We start from the raw sequence: 20,129 nt of genomic DNA on the forward strand, positions 1-20,129 counted from the left end.
GAACGGGCGCTGAGAAGTTTTCGCTCGCCTGCCAGCATACTGACGCTGAGCGGGTTCCGCCCGCCAGGCGTGGGGGAGTTTCAGTTCGCCTGAGCTGGCGGACGTGTTAAGGGGCGTACGCCCGCCCCTTAACAATCCCGGCGTCCGGCTGCCTGCGCGCCCCGCTTTGCGGGGTGCCTTCGTCACGCCCTGCGGTCGACGGACCGTCCGGACTCGCCATCCCTGGCTCGTTCCGTCCTTTCGCCGACGTCCTGTCGGCTCATCCTGGCCTCCGGTTGTTCCTCAGCGCTTCGGACGCCTCTGGTAAAACCCCTGCCTGCGATTTCTTTTTGTTTTCTGTGGTGCGGCGCTGTCTGGTGGACCGAAAGCAAAGCTAATTTTGAAAACTTTCAGCGACAATGAATCAACATCAAAAGAAGAGATAAAAGCGGGGAAAGGGAGGCCGTCAGAACCGCTGAGCGGATGAGGGATTTCAGGACGAGCGACAGGGATGTCGCGAAGAGGCGGGTTCGCGCCAGGGATGGCGCGTCCCGACGGTCCGTGAGAAATCCTGAAGAAGCGAAGGGACCGCGAAGCGGCGGTGAAGCAGGCCGGAGCCCGGGGTCAAGGGGGCGCGGCGACTGGCGCCCCCTTGTTGGTCGCCTGCAGAGGCGTGACTGAAACTGCCCAGCATGTCAGGCGAACGAAACCTTCTCAGCGCCTGTTCGCGCAGCGAACCATCGGCCAGGCGGTCGGAACCCGCTCAGTGCCAGCTCGCTGCCAGGCGAACGAAACCTTCTCAGCGCCCGTTCGCGCAGCGAACAAACACCAGCTTCAGCTCCGTACTCAAGCCCAGTTCGCGCAGCGAACAACAACCCCGCTTCAGCGGGCCGATCAGAATCCCCGATAACTCTTCTGCGCAGTACTCACCTTATACAGATAACGACGCGACTCCGCCGACGGGTGCTGGTTCGCCAGGGTCGAGTAAACCTTGCTGGATGACATACCGTTGATCATCGAAAACGCCCGATCTTTATCGCTGGAGAAGACGCGCAACACGCTGCCTGCGCCGCCGTTATAGGCGGTGATCACCGCATAGCGGCGTGATACCGGATCCTGAATGCCGCCCAGATAGCTGCGCTGCAACAGCGACAGATAAGCCGTACCGGCATCAATATTGTTCTCTGGATCCAGCAGATAACTGCGACTCGGCTTGCCCCATTTACCCTTCATGCGGAAGACGTCAACACCGGCGGTGTGCTGCACCACCTGCATCAGACCCAGCGCATCAGAGTGGCTTACGGCGTAGGGGTTAAAGCTCGACTCGGTCTGCATAATCGCCAGGATCAATGAGGCATCGACACCATACTGTTCGGAAGCTTTACGCACCATCGGCAGGTATTTGTGCGCACGTTTGTCCAGGTGGTTCGGCACCATCGGAATCGAAATGCTGTAAATCACATGCAGACCCGAAGTGCGACGCATCAACTTATTCTGGATCAGATAGTCAGCAAAAGCTTCCGCGCGGCCCTGCCAGCGAATCGGCTGACCGGTGTTATCCAGCACCTGACCATAGAGCAGCGGCTCTTTACTGATCTCGATGTCGTTGGCGTCAGAATAGAGATCGACATTACCCGGATCTTCACCAATCAACAGCGTGGTCACGATCGCCTGACGCAGACTGGCCATCGGATCGGTGCCAGAAATCGTCTCGATGGTCAGCTTACCGCTTTCAAAGTTGATGTGGCTGCGGGTGTAATAGTTGTCGCTGTATTTGACGTAATCTTTTGGTCCGGCGATCAGGACCTCATTGATACCCCAGATATTCTCAATATTATGAGCAAACTGCCCCATCAGAATATCAAAGGCGTTGGTGTCTTTTACCCACTCCTCGTGGGTCTGCTGCTTCTTTGACCCGGAGCAGGAAACCAGAAGTGGTGCTATCACCAGCAGGGCGATTAATTTTTTATTCATTGGGAATGCAAGCCTGACCTGGATAACCGGCCTCAGTGATGAGGCCCGGAATGTTTACGCTTCTGGCGGTGTATAGCCTTCGATATGAACGTCTTTACCTTCGAACAGGAAATTGATCATCTCCTTCTCCAGCACTTTACGATCTTCGGGATTCATCATGTTGAGCTTTTTCTCGTTGATCAACATGGTCTGTTTCGCCATCCACTTCTGCCAGGCTTCTTTGGAGATGTCGTTGTAAATACGCTTACCCAGGTCGCCCGGATAGAGCTGAAAATCCTGACCTTCCGCGTCGCGCTGTAAAAAAGTACAAAAAATGGTGCGGCTCATTACTCTTCCTCATTAATCTCACAACTGTCCAAAGCCAGTTGTCGGGGATGGCGCAGCTCGTGTAACAGGCGCTCAACGGGTGCAGCTAATCCCACAGATGGTGGCAGCGCTAAGTTATACCAGAGACCGCCTGCTTCATCCATCGCCGCCCCGGCAGAAGGCCATGACAGCCACATTGGCACGATATCAAGATGGAAATGGCTGAAGGTGTGACGAAACGCGGTTAGCTGCTGCGGTTTTGCATGGATGCCACGCGCCGTCAGCCAGTCGGTGAGCGCCGTTTCGGTGGTGAACTGCGGGAAGCAGAACAGACCGCCCCACAGGCCCACAGGCGGACGCTGCTCCAGCCAGACATCATCGCCATCCTGCATCATCAGGAACCAGCCGCTGCGTTCCGGCAGCACCTGCTTAGGTTTCTTGCCGGGATAGCTCGCCCAGCTGCTGCTGGCGTAAGCTTCACAGCCGCTGTTCAGCGGACAGATTTCACACTTCGGCTTCGATCGGGTACAGACGAGAGCACCCAGATCCATCATTGCCTGATTAAACTGGCTGACGCCCTCGGCAGGGGTGACCTCTTCACTGATCTGCCAGAGACGCTTTTCGACCTCTTTTTTACCCGGCCAGCCGCCAATGGCATAGCAGCGAGCCAGCACACGCTTGACGTTGCCATCCAGAATCGGGAAGTGCTGGCCCAGCGACAGCGACAGAATCGCGCCGGCCGTGGAGCGGCCAACGCCGGGCAGGGCAGAGACATCATCAAAATTACGCGGGAACTCGCCCTGATGCACTTCAACAATCTGCTTTGCGGCTTTATGCAGATTACGCGCACGGGCGTAGTAGCCCAGCCCGGTCCAGAGATGCAGCACCTCATCGAGCGGTGCCGCAGCCAGATCGGTAACCGTGGGGAAGCGCGCCATAAAGCGTTCAAAATAGGGGATTACCGTGGCAACCTGGGTTTGCTGTAGCATCACTTCGGAGAGCCACACCTTATAAGGCGTTTTCTCCAGCTGCCACGGCAGGGTTTTGCGACCAAAGCGCTGATACCAGTCCAGCACCTGTTGCGCGAACTGCGGCGCTTGCATCATAAGAAGGAAATTTTCCGTGTTTACTCTACACTCAGGCAGGAATTCCAGCACATGCGCACCTGGGTGTAAACCGGAAGATTGCAAAGGCTTGCTTCTGCTTATGAACTTTGCATAATGCCCGTTTCCCGGAACAGGCTAACCAGCAGGCTTTTACATGATTAATGACGTCATCACCCCAGAATTTGATGAGAACGGGCGGCCATTGCGCCGGATCCGTAGCTTTGTGCGCCGCCAGGGTCGCTTAACAAAAGGCCAGCAGCAGGCGCTGGACACCCTGTGGCCGATCATGGGGGTGGAATATCAGCCGGAGCCTGTCGATCTGCCCGCGTTGTTTGGCCGCGAAGCCCCGGTGACGCTGGAGATTGGCTTTGGCATGGGTGCCTCGCTGGTCACTATGGCGCAGAACACGCCGCATCAGAACTTCCTGGGTATTGAAGTGCATGCGCCAGGCGTAGGTGCCTGTCTGGCTTCCGCGAAAGAAGCCGATGTGCAGAACCTGCGGGTAATGTGTCATGACGCGGTGGAAGTGCTGGAGAAGATGATTCCGGATAACTCACTGCGTATGGTTCAGCTTTTCTTCCCCGATCCATGGCATAAAGCGCGCCACAATAAACGCCGTATCGTTCAGGTGCCTTTCGCCGAGCTGGTGATGCGTAAACTGAAGCTGGGCGGCGTTTTCCACATGGCGACCGACTGGGAAGCCTACGCGGAACATATGCTGGAAGTGATGAACAGCATTTCTGGCTACCGCAACCAGTCAGAACAACACAATTACGTGCCGCGTCCTGAGACGCGTCCACTGACCAAGTTTGAGCAGCGCGGGCAGCGTTTAGGCCACGGCGTATGGGATTTAATGTTTGAGAGGGTGAAATAATGGCCACACAACGCAGCCGCCGTTTACGTAAAAAACTGCACATCGATGAGTTTCAGGAACTGGGCTTCTCGGTTGCCTGGCGTTTCCCGGAAGGCACCAGCGAAAGCGAAATTGATGAGACGCTGAACCAGTTCATCAACGAAGCGATCGATCCTAACGGTCTGGCTTTCGATGGCAGCGGTTACCTGGTGTGGGAAGGTCTGGTTTGCCTGCAGAAAACCGGCAAATGTACTGATGAACATCGTGCGCTGGTTCGCAAATGGCTTGAAGACCGCAAGCTGCAGGACGTGCAGATGACTGAACTCTTTGACGTCTGGTGGGACTAAGTCGTCACACCGTGTCGGGCTGAGGCCCGATCAAAGGGTTTCAGACCCGATCTTAGGGAGTAGATATGATGCGTAAAACGCTTCTTGCTGTGCTGCTGGTAGCAGCAACTCAGGCTCAGGCAGCCTATGAATGCAGCGTTAAGCCTCAGGACGATGTGGTCATCAGACCACAGAGTGTGCAGGTGGTCGGTGCCAACGGCAATATGGAAATCTCGCCGCAGGGCGACGTGCAGTTCAATGGACAGAAGGTCACGCTGGATAATGCTGAGCGCCAGAAAGCGATCGACTATCAGAACGCGCTGCGTCGCGATCTGCCGTGGATCGACAGCGGGGCGACGTCACGTCTGGAGAAAGGGCGGGCGGCACTGGATCGGGTCATCGTTGAGAAACTGGGCACCGACAGCAACGTGCGCAATCGCCTGACCACACTGAATGGCCAGCTGAAACAGCAGATGAATCGCATTATTGAACACCGTGAAGACGGGCTGACGTTCCACCATCAGGCGATTGATCAGGTGCGCGCCGAAGGTGAAAGGCTGGTGCAGTCGACGCTGGGCGGCGTGATGCAGGATAGTCTGAATGAGATGGGCAGTAAGCAGGGCAGCGGTGGAAGTAATCCCCTGCAGGCGATTATGGGGAATCTTGGCGGTTTGCAGCAGTCGATTCAGGCTGAGTGGAGCAAACAGGAGCAGGATTTCCAGAACTTCGGCCACGAGGTGTGTAATCGCGTTATTTCGCTGGAAGATCAGCGTAAACAGCTTACGGGCGCACTGAAAAAATAAAAAACGCCTCAGCCTGCCGGGCTGAGGCGTTTTTTTTAACCCTTCCTCGCCTATTCTTCCGCTAAAAACAGCTCCAGCAGCGAGTTCAGGAAGAGTTTTCCTTTCTCCGTAATCTGCCACTGCTCAGCGGTTTCTATCACGTAACCGGCGGCAATCGCGGCATCCATCTGTGGACGAATCACCTGCTCTGACAAGCCGGTGTAGCGGCAGAATTCGTCACGCGGCGCGGCCTCCAGCAGGCGAAAGCGGTTCATAAAATATTCAAACGGCTTGTCGCTATCGGCAACGTCGTACTGCTTTTCGCGATAGTTGCCCTGCATAAACCCACGCGGATGACGGGTTTTCACCGTGCGAACAATGCGGCCATCTGGCTGCGTCAGCTTGCCGTGCGCGCCACATCCAATTCCCAGATAGTCGCCGAAGCGCCAGTAGTTGAGGTTGTGTTCACAGCGATAACCCGGCTTCGCGTAGGCGGAGGTCTCATACTGCTGATAACCGGCCGCCTGCAGCAACTGATCGCCCTGTTCGAAAATATCCCACAGCGCATCATCATCCGGCAGCACCGGCGGGCGTGAGCCAAACAGGGTGTTGGGTTCGATAGTGAGCTGATACCAGGAGAGATGCGGCGGATTCAGCGCAATCGCCTGACGTAAATCATCAAGCGCCTCTTCCAGCGACTGATCGGGCAGGCCATGCATCAGGTCGAGGTTAAAGCTGCGCAGCGACAGAGACTCCGCCAGTTCAGCGGCGCGGACGGCCTCTTCCGGGCCATGAATGCGGCCAAGACGCTGCAGCTTTTGCGGGCTGAAACTTTGCACGCCAATCGAAATACGGTTAATACCGGCGCGCTGATAGGCACTGAACCGGTCCGCTTCCACGGTGCCCGGATTGGCTTCCATGGTCACTTCGGCATCAGGGGAGAGCGTCAGACGCGCCCGCACACCATCCATCAGCATCTGCATCGCGCTGCTGCTCAGCAGGCTGGGCGTGCCGCCACCGATGAAGATCGTGCGCACTTCACGGTCACCGATCAGCGGCAGGTCGATCTCCAGATCGCGCAGCAGGTGCTGTACGTATTCAACGTGCGGCACCTCATCTTTTAGCGCATGGGAGTTAAAATCACAGTAGGGACATTTCTGTACGCACCACGGAATGTGGATATAGAGACTTAACGGCGGCAGATTAGGCATTACGCATGGCTTCCAGCAACAGCGTCAATGCTTTACCCCGGTGAGAAGCTGCACCTTTTTCCGCTTTACTCAGCTCGGCCGCTGTTTTACCCAGCGCCGGGACAAAGAAAATCGGGTCGTAACCAAAGCCACCGGTGCCAGAGGCGGAGCGGGTAATCTCACCCTGCCAGCTGCCGTGGAACACCAGCGGGGTCGGGTCTTCCGCATGACGCAGATAGACCAGCACGCAGTGAAACTGCGCCTGGCGCTGACCGTCAGGCACATTTTCCAGCGCCTGCAGCAGCTTCTCCAGGTTCTGCTGATCGCTGGCCTCTTCACCGGCGTAGCGCGCAGAGTAGATGCCAGGCGCGCCGCCCAGCGCATCCACGGCCAGGCCGGAGTCATCGGCAATGGCCGGTAATCCGGTGATCTGTGCCGCGTGACGCGCCTTGAGAATCGCGTTCTCAATAAAGGTCAGGCCGGTCTCATCCGCCGATTCAACCCCAAGGTCAGTCTGCGCGACGATATCCAGACCAAAGGCGGAGAGTAACTCCGCCAGCTCACGCACTTTGCCGGGATTGCCGGTTGCGAGGACAACTTTTTGCATAACAGTTCCAGTTTGATTCATTTACAGCAGATACCAGAGACCCGGGAACAGGTCCATGCCGAGAAAGTTCAGGGCATACAGCACCAGGATGACGATCATCGCTGAGAAATCGATGCCGCCCATCGCAGGCAGAATACGGCGAATCGGTGCCATCATCGGCTCGGTTAACTGCACCAGCAGATAATCGACAGGACCCCGACCCTGGCTAATCCAGCTCATCAGAGAGCGTACGATGATGACCCAGAAGACCAGATAGCCGGCGGATTTAACCAGCGACAGCAGGCCGACCAGCAGATTAGTCGGATCGACCGAGAACACACCCACCTGGATTAGCAATAAAATCGGGTATTTCAGCGTGGTCAGCACAAAGGCCAGCAGCAGTGAAGCAGTATCAATCGGCCCCAGAGCCGGCAGTATGCGGCGCAGTGGCTTAACAACCGGCTGTGTCACTTTAACGACAAACTGTGCCACTGGATTGTAAAAATCGCAGCGGGACCACTGCATCCAGATGCGTAACAGCAGCACCATGACGTAGAGATCGATCAGCGTTTTTACTAAAAACGTCAGTGTTAACATGAAGTTCCTCTATTATTGTTGTGAGTTGTGCGCATAATCTCGTGCGCCAAAAATGGCGGTGCCGATACGCACCATCGTACTGCCTGCGGCGATTGCCGCCTCCATGTCATCGCTCATTCCCAGTGAAAGCGTATCAATATCCGAATACTGCTGTTGCAACTGCCGGAAGGCTTCCGCCATCTGCTGACACACTGCCAGCTGACGCTGATAATCGCTCTCCGCAGCCGGAATCGCCATCAATCCCCGCAGCCGCAGTTGCGGCAGCGCAGCAATCTGCTCCGCCAGCCCGGAAACGGCCTCCAGCATGATGCCAGATTTGCTGTTCTCGTCACTGATATTTACCTGAATTAACACATTCAGCGGTGGCAGCGAGGCGGGCCGCTGATCGCTGAGCCGCTGCGCAATACGCTGGCGGTCAATGGTGTGACACCAGGCGAAATTTTCTGCCACCAGACGGCTTTTGTTGGACTGCAGCGGGCCGATGAAGTGCCACTCCAGCTCAGGATGTGCGGCCAGTGCCTGGACCTTTTCAACCCCTTCCTGAACGTAATTTTCACCAAAGCCAATCTGGCCTGCGGCAAAGGCTTCTTCGACCGCGCTCGCAGGTTTGGTTTTACTGACTGCAAGTAGGGTAATTTCTTCTGGTGCGCGGCCGCACTGCGCGGCAGCGGCGGCGATTCGCTGCCGCACTTGCTGTAGGTTCTGCTGGATTGAGGTCATAGTCAGGAGAAATTATGAATCTGGATGAAATGGTGGAGCTTAGTGTAAAGCATAATGCCGTCGATCTGCACCTTTGCAGCGGACATTTGCCCTACTGGCGACGGCAGGGACGGCTGGAGGCGATTCCACAGCAGGCCGTGCTCTCTGCTGACTGGATGGCGCAGTTTATGGCCCGCTGGCTCAGTGACCCGCAGTGTCAGGAACTGGCGAGCACAGGGCAGCTCGATTTCGCCCTGAGCCTGGCCTGCGGCCAGCGTCTGCGCGCAAACCTGTTTAAGCAGCGTAACGGCCTGTCACTGGCGCTGCGCATTATTGCCTCTGTGTGCCCGACGCTGGAGAGCCTGCAACTGCCTGCTATTGTGCCGACGTTACTGACGCAGCAGGATGGGCTGATTCTGGTGACCGGTGCCACGGGCAGCGGTAAATCTACCACGCTGGCGGCGCTGGTCGATGCGCTGAACGGCCAGCAGGCGCGCCATATCATTACGCTGGAAGACCCGATTGAATTTATTCACCACAGCCAGCAGTCGCTGATTCAGCAGCGCGAAATCGGCCTGCACTGCAGTTCGTTCGCCCAGGGGATAAAGGCGGCACTGCGTGAAGATCCTGACGTCATTCTGCTGGGCGAACTGCGCGACAGCGACACAATCAGACAGGCGCTAACGGCGGCAGAGACCGGCCATCTGGTGCTGGCAACGCTGCACACACGTGGCGCAGCACAGGCGGTAGATCGGCTGGTGGATGTCTTCCCGGCGGAGGAGAAGCATCTGGTGCGCACTCAACTGGCAGGCAGCCTGAAAGCGGTGATTGCACAGAAACTGGTGCCGTCTGCTGCCGGGTCGCGCATTGGACTGTTTGAGCTACTGATTGCCACGCCTGGCATCACGAATCTGATCAGGGAAGGCAAGATGCACCAGATCCCGGCAATGCTACAGACCGGCGCACAGGCCGGTATGCAGACGTTTGAGCAGAGCAGGCTGGCGCGTCAGGCTGACGGGCTGATTAAGCCGGAAGGTCAGTAATGGTTTTCGAACCAGTCCTGCAAAATGATGGCAGCAGACTGTGAATCAACCGACCCTTTATTGAGCGCGCGATAACCACCACGTTCAAACAGGCCAGCACGCGCTTCTACCGTGCTGAGTCGTTCATCCTGAAGCTCTACACGAATGCCAAAGCGACCGTGCAGACGGTTAGCAAATTTACGCGCGCGGTCAGTTAACGGCTGCTCAGTGCCATCCATATTGAGCGGTAAGCCGACGACCACGAAATCGGGCTGCCACTCTTTCAGCAGCTTTTCGATCACCAGCCAGTCCGGAATGCCATCCTGCGCTTTCAGGGCGGTCAGCGGTCGGGCGCTGCCAGTGAGTTGCTGCCCTACGGCGACACCAATACTTTTGGTGCCGAAATCGAAACCTAACAGAGTTTGAGTTGACATCAGGCGTGTCCGGCGTCGCTGGCCATGTTGTGAATATCGACGCCAATACTGCGCGCCGCTTCGCGCCAGCGCTCTGAAATCGGCGTCTGGAACAGGATGTTGCTGTTAGCTGGCGTCGTCAGCCAGGCATTTTCCATCAGCTCATTCTCCAGCTGATCTTTTTCCCAGGCACAGTAACCCAGCGCGACCAGCACATTGGTGGGCTGAGACGCCGTGCCGATGGACTCCAGCACGTCACGGGACGTGGTGATGATCGTGTTATCGGACACACGAATGCTGGAGGTAAACGTGCGTTGGGCTGAGTGCAGGATAAAGCCACGATCTTCTGCCAGCGGCCCGCCGGTAAACACCGGTTTATCCAGCTTGATCGACGGATCGCGATCTTCAGCAGAGATTTTCAGCTTCTTCAGAATGCCTTCAACCGTCAGGTTTTCCATGGGTTTATTAATGATCAGTCCCATTGCACCCTCTTCGTTATGTTCACAGACATAGACTACGGAACGTTTGAAGAAAGGATCCTGCAATGAAGGCATGGCAATCAAAAAGTGATGTTGTAAATTCATTGTCACACGATGTACCAAAAAAATAACCGGCACGCGACGACCGCACCGGTATTGGGTTGATCACGGAGCCTCGCCCCGGCGTTTTGCTCAGCCCAGGCGTTTCTCAATGGCATCCATCAACATGCCGGTGATGGAGATCGGGAACGCAGCCTCAATTTCACGTATGCAGGTTGGGCTGGTCACGTTAACTTCTGTCAGTTTATCACCGATGATGTCCAGACCGACAAAAATCAGTCCTTTTGCTTTCAGCGTCGGGCCAACACGACGTGCAATTTCCCAGTCGCTTTCGCTTAACGCACGTGCTTCACCACGCCCACCAGCCGCGAGGTTGCCACGCGTTTCACCGCCCTGCGGAATACGTGCCAGGCAGTAAGGCACCGGCTCGCCATCCACCACCAGCACGCGTTTGTCACCCTCTTTGATTGCCGCAATGTAGTTCTGCGCCATGCAGAAACGACTCTCATGCTCGGTCAGGGTTTCGGTAATCACGCCAAAGTTAGGATCGTCTTTCTTCACGCGGAAAATAGACGCACCGCCCATACCATCCAGCGGCTTCATGATGATATCACCATGCTCCTGCCAGAAATCACGCAGCTGCGCTTTGCTGCGGGTGACCAGGGTGTCCGGCGTAAACTCGGCGAACCAGGCGGTGTAGAGCTTTTCGTTACAGTCGCGCAGGCTCTGCGGCTTATTCACGATCAGCGTACCCAGCTCTTCAGCACGCTCCAGAATGTAGGTCGCATAGATGAACTCGGTATCGAATGGCGGATCTTTACGCATCAGCACCACGTTCAGATCAGCCAGCGGGATCACCTGCTCGCTGCCGAACTGGAACCAGTTCTCAGGGTTCTGCTCAACGGTCAGCAGGCGGGTGCGGGCAGACGCCACGCCACCACGCATGGAGAGATCGTGCATCTCCATGTAGTGAATTTCGTAACCACGGCGCTGTGCTTCCAGCAGCATGGCGAAGCTGGAGTCTTTTTTAATATTGATGGACGAAATAGGGTCCATCACGATGCCAAGTTTAATCATTATTATCTCCTCGGTGAGGCGGCATTGACCGCCTCGTCTGGTTCGGTCTGCAGTGGGCCGATGAGTCAGGACCGCTGAAAGTATCGCTTAACCCAGGTCGCCAAACCTCACCTGAAGTGCCGTAATGGCCGTCAGCGCGGTAGTTTCGGTGCGTAATACCCGTGGGCCAAGCAAAATGTCAGTAAAATCGTGCTGCGCCGTCATCGCAATTTCGTCCGCAGACAAACCGCCTTCAGGACCAATCAGCAGTCGTACCCGCTCAACAGGCTGTGGCAGCGTGTTGATGCTGTGACTGGCGCGGGGATGCAGGTTGAGCTTTAAACCGCTGTCAGCTTCCGCACACCAGGCTTCCAGTGTCATCGCTTCACGAATCTCCGGCACGCGATTACGTCCGCACTGCTCGCAGGCGGCAATCGCAATTTTCTGCCACTGCTGGATTTTTTTCGCCAGACGCTCAGCATCAAGCTTTACGCCACAGCGCTCGGAAAACAAGGGTGTAATGATATTCACGCCCAGTTCGATCGATTTCTGGATAGTGAATTCCATTTTTTCACCGCGCGACATCACCTGACCTAAATGCAGATGTAAAGGCGACTCGCGATCGTCCGGCTGGCTCTCTGTGACGGATACTTTTACACGCTTTTTATCAACATGCGTGATCTCTGCTGCAAAAGTCAGATTAGTGCCATCAAAGAGTTCCAGACGCTGACCTGCCGTCATCCGGAGCACGCGGCCTACATGATTGGATGCATCTTCATCCAGGGTAATTTCACTGCCGATGTCCAGGGGTTCGGCGTGATAGATGCGAGGTATGCGCATAAGATTCCTGAGACCGGACGCCGCGCTGCAGCGGCGTCATGGGAAAAAGAGCTAGTGTAGGGCAGGGATTTTAGCGCTGGCAAGCCTGCTGCACATAAGGATTGTGATTGCCCTGAACCTTTGCAATGCGCTGGTCGCGTTCGCACTCCCATTGGGTGACGGGATAGAGCCTGTCCCAGGCGGTAAACAGCTGCGTCTGCTGGCGCGAAATGCGCAGATGATACTGGTCGCGCATGTAGAAATAGGTGCGGGCAATGGCGCCACGCGCACGAGCGGGTGGCTCTGCCTGTTTGAGTTTAAAATCGATCTTCATCTCACACTGGCCGTACTGCTTCTCGCTGCCGTTCCATTGACTGTAGGCGAAGTTGCCACGGTCGCCATTCACTTCACCCACCGCAGGTTCCAGATTGTGCAGGTCAGTTTCAATGCGGCGATAGTCAGGATCTTTACTGCAGTTTTTGCGGCCTCCCTCCTGCCAGCACTGGCGCTGATGACCGAATTCCCATGCCGGCATCACATGTTCCCACTCAATACGTGCAGCGCGGTTCGCATTTTTGCGCACCTGGTAACCACAGCTGCTGAGATCGGGCGTGCCTTTTTTTCCCTGCCACTGAATTTTACAGCCGCAATAAAACGAACCTGGCGCATCGGCATTGATCGCCGCCGCAAAGGTTTTGGCCTGCTGAAAGTTATTCTGATGATAGTTATTCAGGTTGAGGGCGTCAGCGGCGGGGACAAACAGCAGTGCAACCGCCAGACTTAAAATGCGAGACATATTCCAGCTTCTACCTAATACGAAAAAGGGCGGCAGGTTAACAGAATGTGGAATAGGGCGGAATGGGGAGTGTTCTCAGGAGGCGATAAACTCGCCTGCGACCAGCAGGCTGCCACAGTGCACACAGCGATATTCACTCTCTTTGCGCAGCACCCGATTGTGGCGGCGCACCGTCAGCTGATGTTGCTGACACTGACAGCGGTAAGCGAAAGTGTTGCTGCGCACGGAGGCGATCTCAAACTGATGGGTGCGTCGTGCCGGAACGCCCAGCACATTCTCCATCATCCACTTCCACTCTTTGCCGTGCGGTGCGACGCGACCAAACTGCTTCCAGACCAGCAGATGCGCCAGCTCGTGCGGCACCACTTCATCGATAAATGCCTGCTGATTTTCCAGCAGCAGCACCGGATTGATGCGGATTTCCCAGGCAGTCAGCCATGCGGTGCCCGCCGCCGTTCCGCGTTGCTGATAGAGCAGTTTCGGTTCCGGATAAGCGGTTTTCAGTACCTGATTTGCGCGCTCAAGCGACTGACGCAGTGAGCGCATAACGGCCTGCTGCAGGGCAATGGGGAGACGAGGTGTTTTCATGGTGCTCAGAATAATCGCCGCCGCGCAGGAACTCAACGTTAGCCGCAAACAGGGCGGCGCAGAGTCTATACTTCGCCAGCTGTCTCCGGATAAGCAATACGCCGTCCTGTCGATGGTGGGGAATGGCGAAGCCCATCGGCTGAAATTGCTGGATTAAATATAGTTATGGCCTTTTTTAGAATATTCTATTGCAGACATTCACTGGCGAGTGAATGGATGAAAAGCGAACGGCACAGAGCATGGATAAAGCAATGAAAAATAATGATAACGTCAGGAAACAACGGATTGTGCTGGTGACGGATTTGATGGCCGGTCGCGGTGGTATGGAAAATGTGACCTGTCAGTTGATCACCGCCCTGAATGCGGAAGCCGGAACGGAAGCGGGGCTGTTTATTATTAACAGCGGAGAGGAGAGCCACTCCCGCGCCTGGACCGCCAATGCCGTACTGGCAGAGAGCGTCTGCACGCTGCGGAATAAGAAAATTAAAAATCTTATTCACACGCTGAGAATGGCTGCTTTCTTTCGTCGCTATCAACCCGATCATGTTCTGACCCTCAACACCATTCCCTGTCTGATGACGCGTCGGGCTATTACGCTTTCAGGCCGCAAAATCGTGCTTTCGAGCTGGATGCACCTGCCACCGCGCGAACGATATCGCCCACATTATCTGCTGCGGGCCGATCACCATTTTGCTATCAGTCATGAGATCAAAGCGCAACTGGTTGAGTTAGGTGCCCATGCCTCTGACGTTGATGTCATCTATAACCCCATCAGGCGCAATGATGAGGTTATCGGCAGACCGCAGGCGCTGAAGTTTCTCTATATTGGTCGCGTCCATTTTCAGCGACAGAAACAGCTCAAAGACCTGTTTGATGCCTTGCAGAAACTCGATACGCCCTGGACGCTGGAGATCGTGGGGGACGGCGAAGATCTGACGCGCTGTCAGCACTACGTGGCGGAACTCGGGATTCAGGATCGCATTACCTGGCATGGCTGGCAGGAGAACGCCTGGGCGTATGTCAGCCGCCATATTAAACAGGTCACCTGCCTCGTGATGACCTCTAACTTCGAAGGCTTCCCGCTGATTCTGCTGGAGGCGATATCGCGTGGCGTCTACTGCGTCTCCTCCGACTGCATCAGCGGCCCGTCAGAAATTATTCAGAATGGTCTCAATGGTCAGCTCTATCCCACTAATGACAGCATGGCACTGGCCGCTATTCTCAACACCATGAGCGGGGATTTTCACTTTCCTGATCATCAGGTTATTAAAGCGAGCATTACCGGTTTTTATGAGGAAAATTATATGAAGCACCTGATGAGTGTGTTTAACCGCCTAACTGAGGTTAAGCATGACGAATAGAACCAGTCGCGATGGATTAACGTTAATGGTTAATTTTTCAGTTATTGCGCTCTGTCTGGCGCTGTCACTGAATATGTTTGTTACCGGCCTGCCGCAAAAAATATTCTATCTGGTCTCTTATCTCTCCGTTGCCTCCGTGTTGTATGGCCTGGTGCGCAGGCGAGAGGACTTTAAAGAGAACGGTTTTTATATCGCCCTGTTTGCTGTACTGATTATTTTTGCCCTGATCCGTCTCTTCTGGGCGATACACGCTAAAGGGATCGAAACCGCGCCCTCAAAAGATGCCATCACCAATATCGGCAACTATCTGCTGGGGGCGAAGCGACTGTTACTGGGCGCCTTTGTGCTGCTCAGTCTGGCGATTTATGGTCATCGGGTCTCTGCTACCACGCTGCGCATCGGAAAAGTGTTAATTCTGGTGGGACTGTTGATTACGCTGGGCTTTGGTATTCACGAGCATCTTTATACCGAAAATATCCGCATCAAACTCACCACCGAAGCGGCCTCGATGTCCTCCTACATGATTCTTTTTATCTACTGTGCCTGGCTATGGCTGAGCCGCTTTGAGACGCACTCGTACTGGAAGGTGGCTGATGTCGTTGCGCTGGCGGTGACCTTTGCCTTGCTCTACCTATGTGGCACCCGGGTGACTCTGATTGCGCTGATTGCCGCAGGATTGCTGTTCCTGGTGCAGACTTATCGGCTGTCGTTGCTGACCAACTGGCGGATTAGTGCTTTGCTGGTGGGCGTGCTGGCGGTGCTGATCCTGATGACCAGTAACCGCTGGGTGGAGGGTGTGCAGGATATCGAGAACTATGGCTCAAACAGCTCAACCTCCCTGGGCGCACGTGTGGCTATCTGGGGCGGGGCGATGAATTTTATTGAGCATCATGGCGGTTTTGCGACGCCGGATGCGCGCACCACCGAGGCCCGACAGTTCATCACGGCGCACTATCCTCACAATACTGAGGGCTATACCAACGTTAAATACAACATGCACAACGAGTTTCTGGAAGTGACGACACTGCAGGGCTGGCTGGGTGCGCTGTCGCTGGCGCTGCTCTATCTGACCGTGCTGGCAGGCGTGCTGAAGAAGTGCGATCTGCGCGGTGTTGCGCTGCCGATGCTGGGATTGTTTATCTGCGGACTGACCGATTCGGTACTGCCTTATAATCAGACCGCCACCATTTTTATTATGGCTCTGGCGCTCTGCTGTATACGGCGGCCGCTGCCGGTCACCGCTGCATAGTCTCTGTCTGAACCTATAAAAAAGGCGGGGTTTCTCTGGAAACCCCGCCTTTTTATTACCGCGATTTTTACGACGTAACGTTAGTCGCGAGAACCGATGTCGCGCAGTTTCTTACCTGCCATCAGATTACGTTCAATGTGCTCCAGCGAGACGTTTTTGGTCTCAGGAATCAGCATCAGCGTCAGCAGAATGAAGAACAGGTTAAGCGCCGCGTAGACCCAGAAGGTGTTCGCATTGCCCAGCGTATTCAGCATGGTCAGGAAGGTTGCACCCACGATCATGTTTGCGATCCAGTTGGTGGTCGTAGAGACAGTGATACCGAAGTCGCGGCCTTTCAGCGGCTGAATTTCGGAACAGAGTACCCAGATCAACGGACCGGCTGACATGGCAAAGCCAACGATAAACATCAGCAGCATACCGATCGCAAAGTACTGTGCGCCTGCAGAGTGAATACCGAAGTGCAGCATTGTACCCAGCACGCCCATACCGGCTGCCATCACCATAAAGCCCAGAATCAGCGTAGGTTTACGACCCCAGCGATCCACCAGACCAATAGCAATAAAGGTGGCCAGAACGTTGACCAGACCCACAATCACCGTGCCCCACATCTGCTGGGTGGTGTTAGTGAAGCCTGCGATTTCGAAGATTTTTGGCGCGTAGTACATGATGACGTTCATGCCGGTAAACTGCTGCATCACCTGCAACAGGATGCCGAGATAGACCGCGCGACGGAAGTGGCTGCTGCTGGTGAACAGACCCCAGCCAGACTGCTTGACCTTCAGGCTCTCACGAATCTCTTCCAGCTCACGTTTTGCCTGCTCGCTGGTGTCACGCAGACGATCCAGTACACGTTGTGCATCGCGGAAGTTGCCTCGCGCCGCCAGCCAGCGCGGGCTGTTTGGCAGGAAGAAAACACCGACCAGCAGCAGCAGTGCCGGAATCGTGATGATACCCAGCATCCAGCGCCAGTTGCCGGTAAAGCTGAATGCGGTATCGGTCAGGTAAGCACCCAGAATACCGATAGTAATCATCAGCTGGTAAAGCGAAATCATACTGCCGCGAATTTTTTCCGGTGCGATCTCAGAAAGATAAAGCGGGGCGGTATAAGAGGCGATACCGACAGCCAGACCCAGCAGAACGCGGGCGCTGATCAGCATTTCCGGGTTTGGCGACATTGCTGACCAGAGTGAACCGATCACGAAAAGAATCGCACCGGCCATCAGGCTTTTCTTACGGCCCAGGCGGGATGACATCCAGCCGCTGCCGATAGCACCGACCGCCGCACCAAACATCATGGAACTGACGATCCACTCCTGCTGATGAGGGGTGACGTTAAAGTCCTTTGCGATAAACGGCAGAGCACCGGCGATAACGCCGATATCCAGACCGAACAGCAGTCCCGCAAGGGCCGCCAGAAAGCAGACAAATAAGGTCATCGCCTTATTTGAAGTTCTGCTTTTGTGTGTATTGCCAGGCATTGTAGCCTCCAGGTTTATCCATCATTGTTTTTATCAATGTTAAAAAACCATTTGCGGGAAAAAAGTGAGCCTGATCACATCAGTGTAATCGCTTACACACGCTGAAACCCTGAAATTCAGCATATTTTTCCCGGAAAGATTAATTAACCAGTGAGGTATAGCACTCATTAAGTTTCTGACAATGCTCTATTTAGTGGCTATCAGACGACGCTGAAAATAACGCATTTTCAGCATAATAACTACGTGCGTTAATTCTTAAATGTCAGATATACAAAGCATTTCGATTTGTAATCGTTAACATTTTGTCGTCAGAAAAAGCGAAAGGAAGTGTAGCTGAGAACTGAAAATTTGCTGCAGAGTAAAGAGGATGTCATTCAGGTTCGTTTTTTTCGTCTTCAGATGTCTGGAATAAACAGCAGGGTTATCGTATTCCGGTGCCGGGCGGAGGCAGACATTCTCAGGTGAGCAATGGGGCTGATCGGGCGATAAAAAACCCCGCCACCGGGGCAGGGTTTTTATCAGCAGCCGCTAACCTTACAGGCCAGCTGCTTCACGCAGCAGGGCAGCTTTGTCGGTTTTTTCCCATGGGAAATGTTCGCGACCAAAGTGACCGTAAGCTGCGGTCTCTTTATAGATTGGGTGCAGCAGGTCCAGCATCTGAATCAGACCGTATGGACGCAGGTCGAAGAACTCGCGTACCAGCAGCGTCAACTGTTCAGTTGAGATTTTCTCGGTGCCGAAGGTTTCCACCATGATAGAGGTCGGTTCAGCCACGCCAATAGCGTAGGAGACCTGAATTTCACAACGGTCAGCCAGACCCGCCGCCACGATGTTTTTTGCCACGTAACGCGCTGCATAGGCGGCAGAGCGGTCAACTTTAGAAGGATCTTTACCAGAGAACGCACCGCCACCGTGACGTGCCATACCGCCATAGGTGTCGACGATGATTTTACGGCCGGTCAGACCGCAATCGCCCATCGGACCACCAATCACAAAGCGACCGGTTGGGTTAATGTGATATTTGGTCGAGGCACTCAGCCATTCTGTTGGCAGAACCGGTTTGATGATCTCTTCCATCACCGCTTCCTGCAGATCTTTCTGACTGATGGATTCAGCGTGCTGGGTAGACAGAACGACTGCATCAATGCCAACGATTTTGCCATCGTCATACTGGAAAGTGACCTGGCTTTTGGCATCCGGACGCAGCCACGGCAGGGTCCCGTTTTTACGTACTTCAGCCTGACGCTGAACCAGACGGTGCGCGTAGGTCACCGGCGCAGGCATCAGCACGTCAGTTTCGTTGGTGGCATAGCCGAACATCAGACCCTGATCACCCGCGCCCTGTTCCAGCGGATCGGTGCGGTCAACGCCCTGATTAATATCCTGAGACTGTTTGCCAATGGCGCTTAATACCGCGCAGGAGTTGGCATCAAAGCCCATATCGGAATGAACATAGCCGATGTCACGTACGGTCTGACGGGTGATCTCTTCAATATCGACCCAGGCGCTGGTGGTGATTTCACCGCCAACCAGAACCATTCCGGTTTTAACGTAAGTTTCGCAGGCCACGCGCGCTTTAGGATCCTGTTCGAGGATCGCATCCAGCACAGCATCGGAGATCTGGTCGGCGATTTTATCGGGATGTCCTTCTGATACGGACTCGGACGTAAAAAGGTGTTTAGCCATTCTGTTCTTTACCTTAAATATGGTTTGAGTACGACTGCATAGCGCCAGTGAGGTTGTCTGACCTGACGCCCCTTCAGGCAAAGCCGCGAGCAGTGAGGTAGTATCAGCACAGCAGGCTGACACCGCCTGGATAGTAACCTGTTTAGATGGAAAACCATCTGGACGGCTATTTTAGGATAGAGGATAAACCAATTACCAGCCCTTTTTCTGTTTAAGCGCTTAACCTGTAACCGTTATCGGCATAATTTGCTGACACTGCACGCAATTCCCGGATAATCTTTTTGCATTTTAGCGCTGTAAACTGTATAAAACGCCGCTGCTTCGATAGCAGCAGCAAGGATGACGCCACTGTTTGCGTCGCGCCTGTCAGACTCTGGTCTGGCTTTCACCCAGGTTGTTTTCCATGTGCCCCTGGCATGTGCGGAGGTGATACAAGTAATGAACCACGCTTTTTCTTCTTCCGGTTCCTTGCGCTGCGGCGCTGCACTGGCTCTCTCCTGCCTCCCATCTGTTTCTTTGTCCTGCCGACACTATGTCCGATGCGGTAATTTTACCGACACAGGCGCCGGCTAATCTTTATCTCTGTTCTGCTGGTTTGGTCTCTTCTCTGCGCCCGCGTAGCGGAACGACGCAGGTTATCCATGGTCAATACATAACTAAATGTTCTCTGTTTAAACGGAGATGGCCAGGGTGTTTTACACTTAACTCTCATGCGTGAATCGCG

At 54.8% G+C, this 20,129-nt stretch carries 22 protein-coding genes; 7 read left to right on the top strand and 15 right to left on the bottom strand.

Translation table 11 applies throughout. The features are described from left to right. Positions 1 to 873: 873 nt before the first annotated feature. The 3 genes from mltC to mutY are packed head-to-tail and all read right to left on the bottom strand — an operon-like array spanning position 874 to position 3,365. Complete coding sequence (mltC, locus tag EE896_RS03640; RefSeq protein ID WP_003853410.1) at positions 874 to 1,953, bottom strand: membrane-bound lytic murein transglycosylase MltC; 1,080 nt, start codon at positions 1,951 to 1,953, stop codon at positions 874 to 876. Positions 1,954 to 2,007: 54 nt separating this feature from the next. Beyond that, positions 2,008 to 2,280: an oxidative damage protection protein gene (locus EE896_RS03645; RefSeq protein WP_003853409.1), complete on the bottom strand. Its 273-nt coding sequence runs from the start codon at positions 2,278 to 2,280 to the stop codon at positions 2,008 to 2,010. Continuing rightward, on the bottom strand, positions 2,280 to 3,365 hold the full coding sequence (gene mutY / locus EE896_RS03650) for an A/G-specific adenine glycosylase (RefSeq protein ID WP_003853407.1): 1,086 nt from the start codon (positions 3,363 to 3,365) through the stop codon (positions 2,280 to 2,282). Before mutY ends, EE896_RS03645 begins: the two co-directional genes overlap by 1 nt. 154 nt (positions 3,366 to 3,519) lie before the next feature. Between mutY and trmB the strand changes: the two genes are divergently transcribed. The 3 genes from trmB (at position 3,520) to EE896_RS03665 (ending at position 5,347) form a co-directional block, all read left to right on the top strand. Beyond that, positions 3,520 to 4,239: a tRNA (guanosine(46)-N7)-methyltransferase TrmB gene (gene trmB / locus EE896_RS03655; RefSeq protein ID WP_003853405.1), complete on the top strand. Its 720-nt coding sequence runs from the start codon at positions 3,520 to 3,522 to the stop codon at positions 4,237 to 4,239. Continuing rightward, positions 4,239 to 4,565, top strand: coding sequence for a YggL family protein (locus tag EE896_RS03660; RefSeq protein WP_003853403.1), 327 nt, complete (start codon positions 4,239 to 4,241; stop codon positions 4,563 to 4,565). Before trmB ends, EE896_RS03660 begins: the two co-directional genes overlap by 1 nt. 65 nt (positions 4,566 to 4,630) lie before the next feature. Next, positions 4,631 to 5,347, top strand: coding sequence for a YggN family protein (locus tag EE896_RS03665; RefSeq protein WP_003853402.1), 717 nt, complete (start codon positions 4,631 to 4,633; stop codon positions 5,345 to 5,347). Between the two features lie 50 nt (positions 5,348 to 5,397). Here the strand turns inward: EE896_RS03665 and hemW are convergent, their stop codons facing one another. From hemW to EE896_RS03685, 4 genes are read right to left on the bottom strand one after another with little or no spacing between them, the layout of a single operon-like run. Next, positions 5,398 to 6,537: a radical SAM family heme chaperone HemW gene (hemW, locus tag EE896_RS03670; protein WP_003853400.1), complete on the bottom strand. Its 1,140-nt coding sequence runs from the start codon at positions 6,535 to 6,537 to the stop codon at positions 5,398 to 5,400. Then, positions 6,530 to 7,123, bottom strand: coding sequence for an XTP/dITP diphosphatase (locus EE896_RS03675; RefSeq protein WP_003853397.1), 594 nt, complete (start codon positions 7,121 to 7,123; stop codon positions 6,530 to 6,532). The genes hemW and EE896_RS03675 overlap by 8 nt, the downstream gene beginning before the upstream one ends. A 21-nt stretch (positions 7,124 to 7,144) precedes the next feature. Next, positions 7,145 to 7,699, bottom strand: a complete 555-nt coding sequence (locus tag EE896_RS03680; protein ID WP_003853395.1) for a YggT family protein — start codon at positions 7,697 to 7,699, stop codon at positions 7,145 to 7,147. A 12-nt stretch (positions 7,700 to 7,711) separates the two neighbouring features. Next, positions 7,712 to 8,419: a YggS family pyridoxal phosphate-dependent enzyme gene (locus tag EE896_RS03685; protein WP_008925687.1), complete on the bottom strand. Its 708-nt coding sequence runs from the start codon at positions 8,417 to 8,419 to the stop codon at positions 7,712 to 7,714. A 14-nt stretch (positions 8,420 to 8,433) separates the two neighbouring features. Between EE896_RS03685 and EE896_RS03690 the strand changes: the two genes are divergently transcribed. Continuing rightward, complete coding sequence (locus tag EE896_RS03690; RefSeq protein ID WP_003853390.1) at positions 8,434 to 9,441, top strand: type IV pilus twitching motility protein PilT; 1,008 nt, start codon at positions 8,434 to 8,436, stop codon at positions 9,439 to 9,441. Here the strand turns inward: EE896_RS03690 and ruvX are convergent. The 6 genes from ruvX to EE896_RS03720 form a co-directional block, all read right to left on the bottom strand. After that, positions 9,435 to 9,854 carry a Holliday junction resolvase RuvX gene (gene ruvX / locus EE896_RS03695; protein WP_003853387.1) on the bottom strand — a complete coding sequence of 140 codons (420 nt, stop codon included), beginning with the start codon at positions 9,852 to 9,854 and terminating at the stop codon, positions 9,435 to 9,437. The genes EE896_RS03690 and ruvX overlap by 7 nt on opposite strands. Beyond that, positions 9,854 to 10,417: a YqgE/AlgH family protein gene (locus EE896_RS03700; protein WP_033762926.1), complete on the bottom strand. Its 564-nt coding sequence runs from the start codon at positions 10,415 to 10,417 to the stop codon at positions 9,854 to 9,856. The genes ruvX and EE896_RS03700 overlap by 1 nt, the downstream gene beginning before the upstream one ends. Before the next feature lie 87 nt (positions 10,418 to 10,504). Next, positions 10,505 to 11,449 carry a glutathione synthase gene (gene gshB, locus EE896_RS03705; RefSeq protein ID WP_003853383.1) on the bottom strand — a complete coding sequence of 315 codons (945 nt, stop codon included), beginning with the start codon at positions 11,447 to 11,449 and terminating at the stop codon, positions 10,505 to 10,507. Positions 11,450 to 11,536: 87 nt separating this feature from the next. Then, positions 11,537 to 12,268 (bottom strand): 16S rRNA (uracil(1498)-N(3))-methyltransferase, encoded by a 732-nt coding sequence (rsmE, locus tag EE896_RS03710; protein ID WP_078804941.1) that lies wholly within the window; start codon positions 12,266 to 12,268, stop codon positions 11,537 to 11,539. Between the two features lie 70 nt (positions 12,269 to 12,338). Continuing rightward, on the bottom strand, positions 12,339 to 13,043 hold the full coding sequence (endA, locus tag EE896_RS03715) for a deoxyribonuclease I (RefSeq protein ID WP_008925684.1): 705 nt from the start codon (positions 13,041 to 13,043) through the stop codon (positions 12,339 to 12,341). A gap of 75 nt (positions 13,044 to 13,118) precedes the next feature. After that, the gene (locus tag EE896_RS03720; RefSeq protein WP_078804940.1) at positions 13,119 to 13,631 is read right to left on the bottom strand and encodes a SprT family zinc-dependent metalloprotease; all 513 of its coding nucleotides are present in this window, start codon (positions 13,629 to 13,631) and stop codon (positions 13,119 to 13,121) included. On the opposite strand from EE896_RS03720, the gene EE896_RS22345 reads away from it, so the two are divergent. From EE896_RS22345 to EE896_RS03730, 3 genes are read left to right on the top strand one after another with little or no spacing between them, the layout of a single operon-like run. Beyond that, complete coding sequence (locus EE896_RS22345; RefSeq protein ID WP_167518469.1) at positions 13,630 to 13,788, top strand: hypothetical protein; 159 nt, start codon at positions 13,630 to 13,632, stop codon at positions 13,786 to 13,788. The two genes, EE896_RS03720 and EE896_RS22345, sit on opposite strands and share 2 nt — an antisense overlap. 55 nt (positions 13,789 to 13,843) lie before the next feature. Next, positions 13,844 to 14,992, top strand: coding sequence for a glycosyltransferase (locus EE896_RS03725; RefSeq protein WP_008925683.1), 1,149 nt, complete (start codon positions 13,844 to 13,846; stop codon positions 14,990 to 14,992). Between the two features lie 25 nt (positions 14,993 to 15,017). Continuing rightward, complete coding sequence (locus EE896_RS03730; RefSeq protein WP_003853373.1) at positions 15,018 to 16,241, top strand: O-antigen ligase family protein; 1,224 nt, start codon at positions 15,018 to 15,020, stop codon at positions 16,239 to 16,241. An 80-nt stretch (positions 16,242 to 16,321) separates the two neighbouring features. On the opposite strand, the gene EE896_RS03735 is transcribed toward EE896_RS03730, so the two are convergent. Both EE896_RS03735 and metK read right to left on the bottom strand, forming a co-directional pair. Further along, positions 16,322 to 17,719, bottom strand: coding sequence for a sugar porter family MFS transporter (locus EE896_RS03735; RefSeq protein ID WP_078804938.1), 1,398 nt, complete (start codon positions 17,717 to 17,719; stop codon positions 16,322 to 16,324). A 534-nt stretch (positions 17,720 to 18,253) separates the two neighbouring features. Then, on the bottom strand, positions 18,254 to 19,405 hold the full coding sequence (metK, locus tag EE896_RS03740) for a methionine adenosyltransferase (RefSeq protein WP_003853369.1): 1,152 nt from the start codon (positions 19,403 to 19,405) through the stop codon (positions 18,254 to 18,256). Between the last annotated feature and the right edge of the window lie 724 nt (positions 19,406 to 20,129).

Origin of the sequence: Pantoea eucalypti (genome assembly GCF_009646115.1) — a bacterium.
Classification (GTDB): Bacteria; Pseudomonadota; Gammaproteobacteria; order Enterobacterales; family Enterobacteriaceae; genus Pantoea; species Pantoea eucalypti.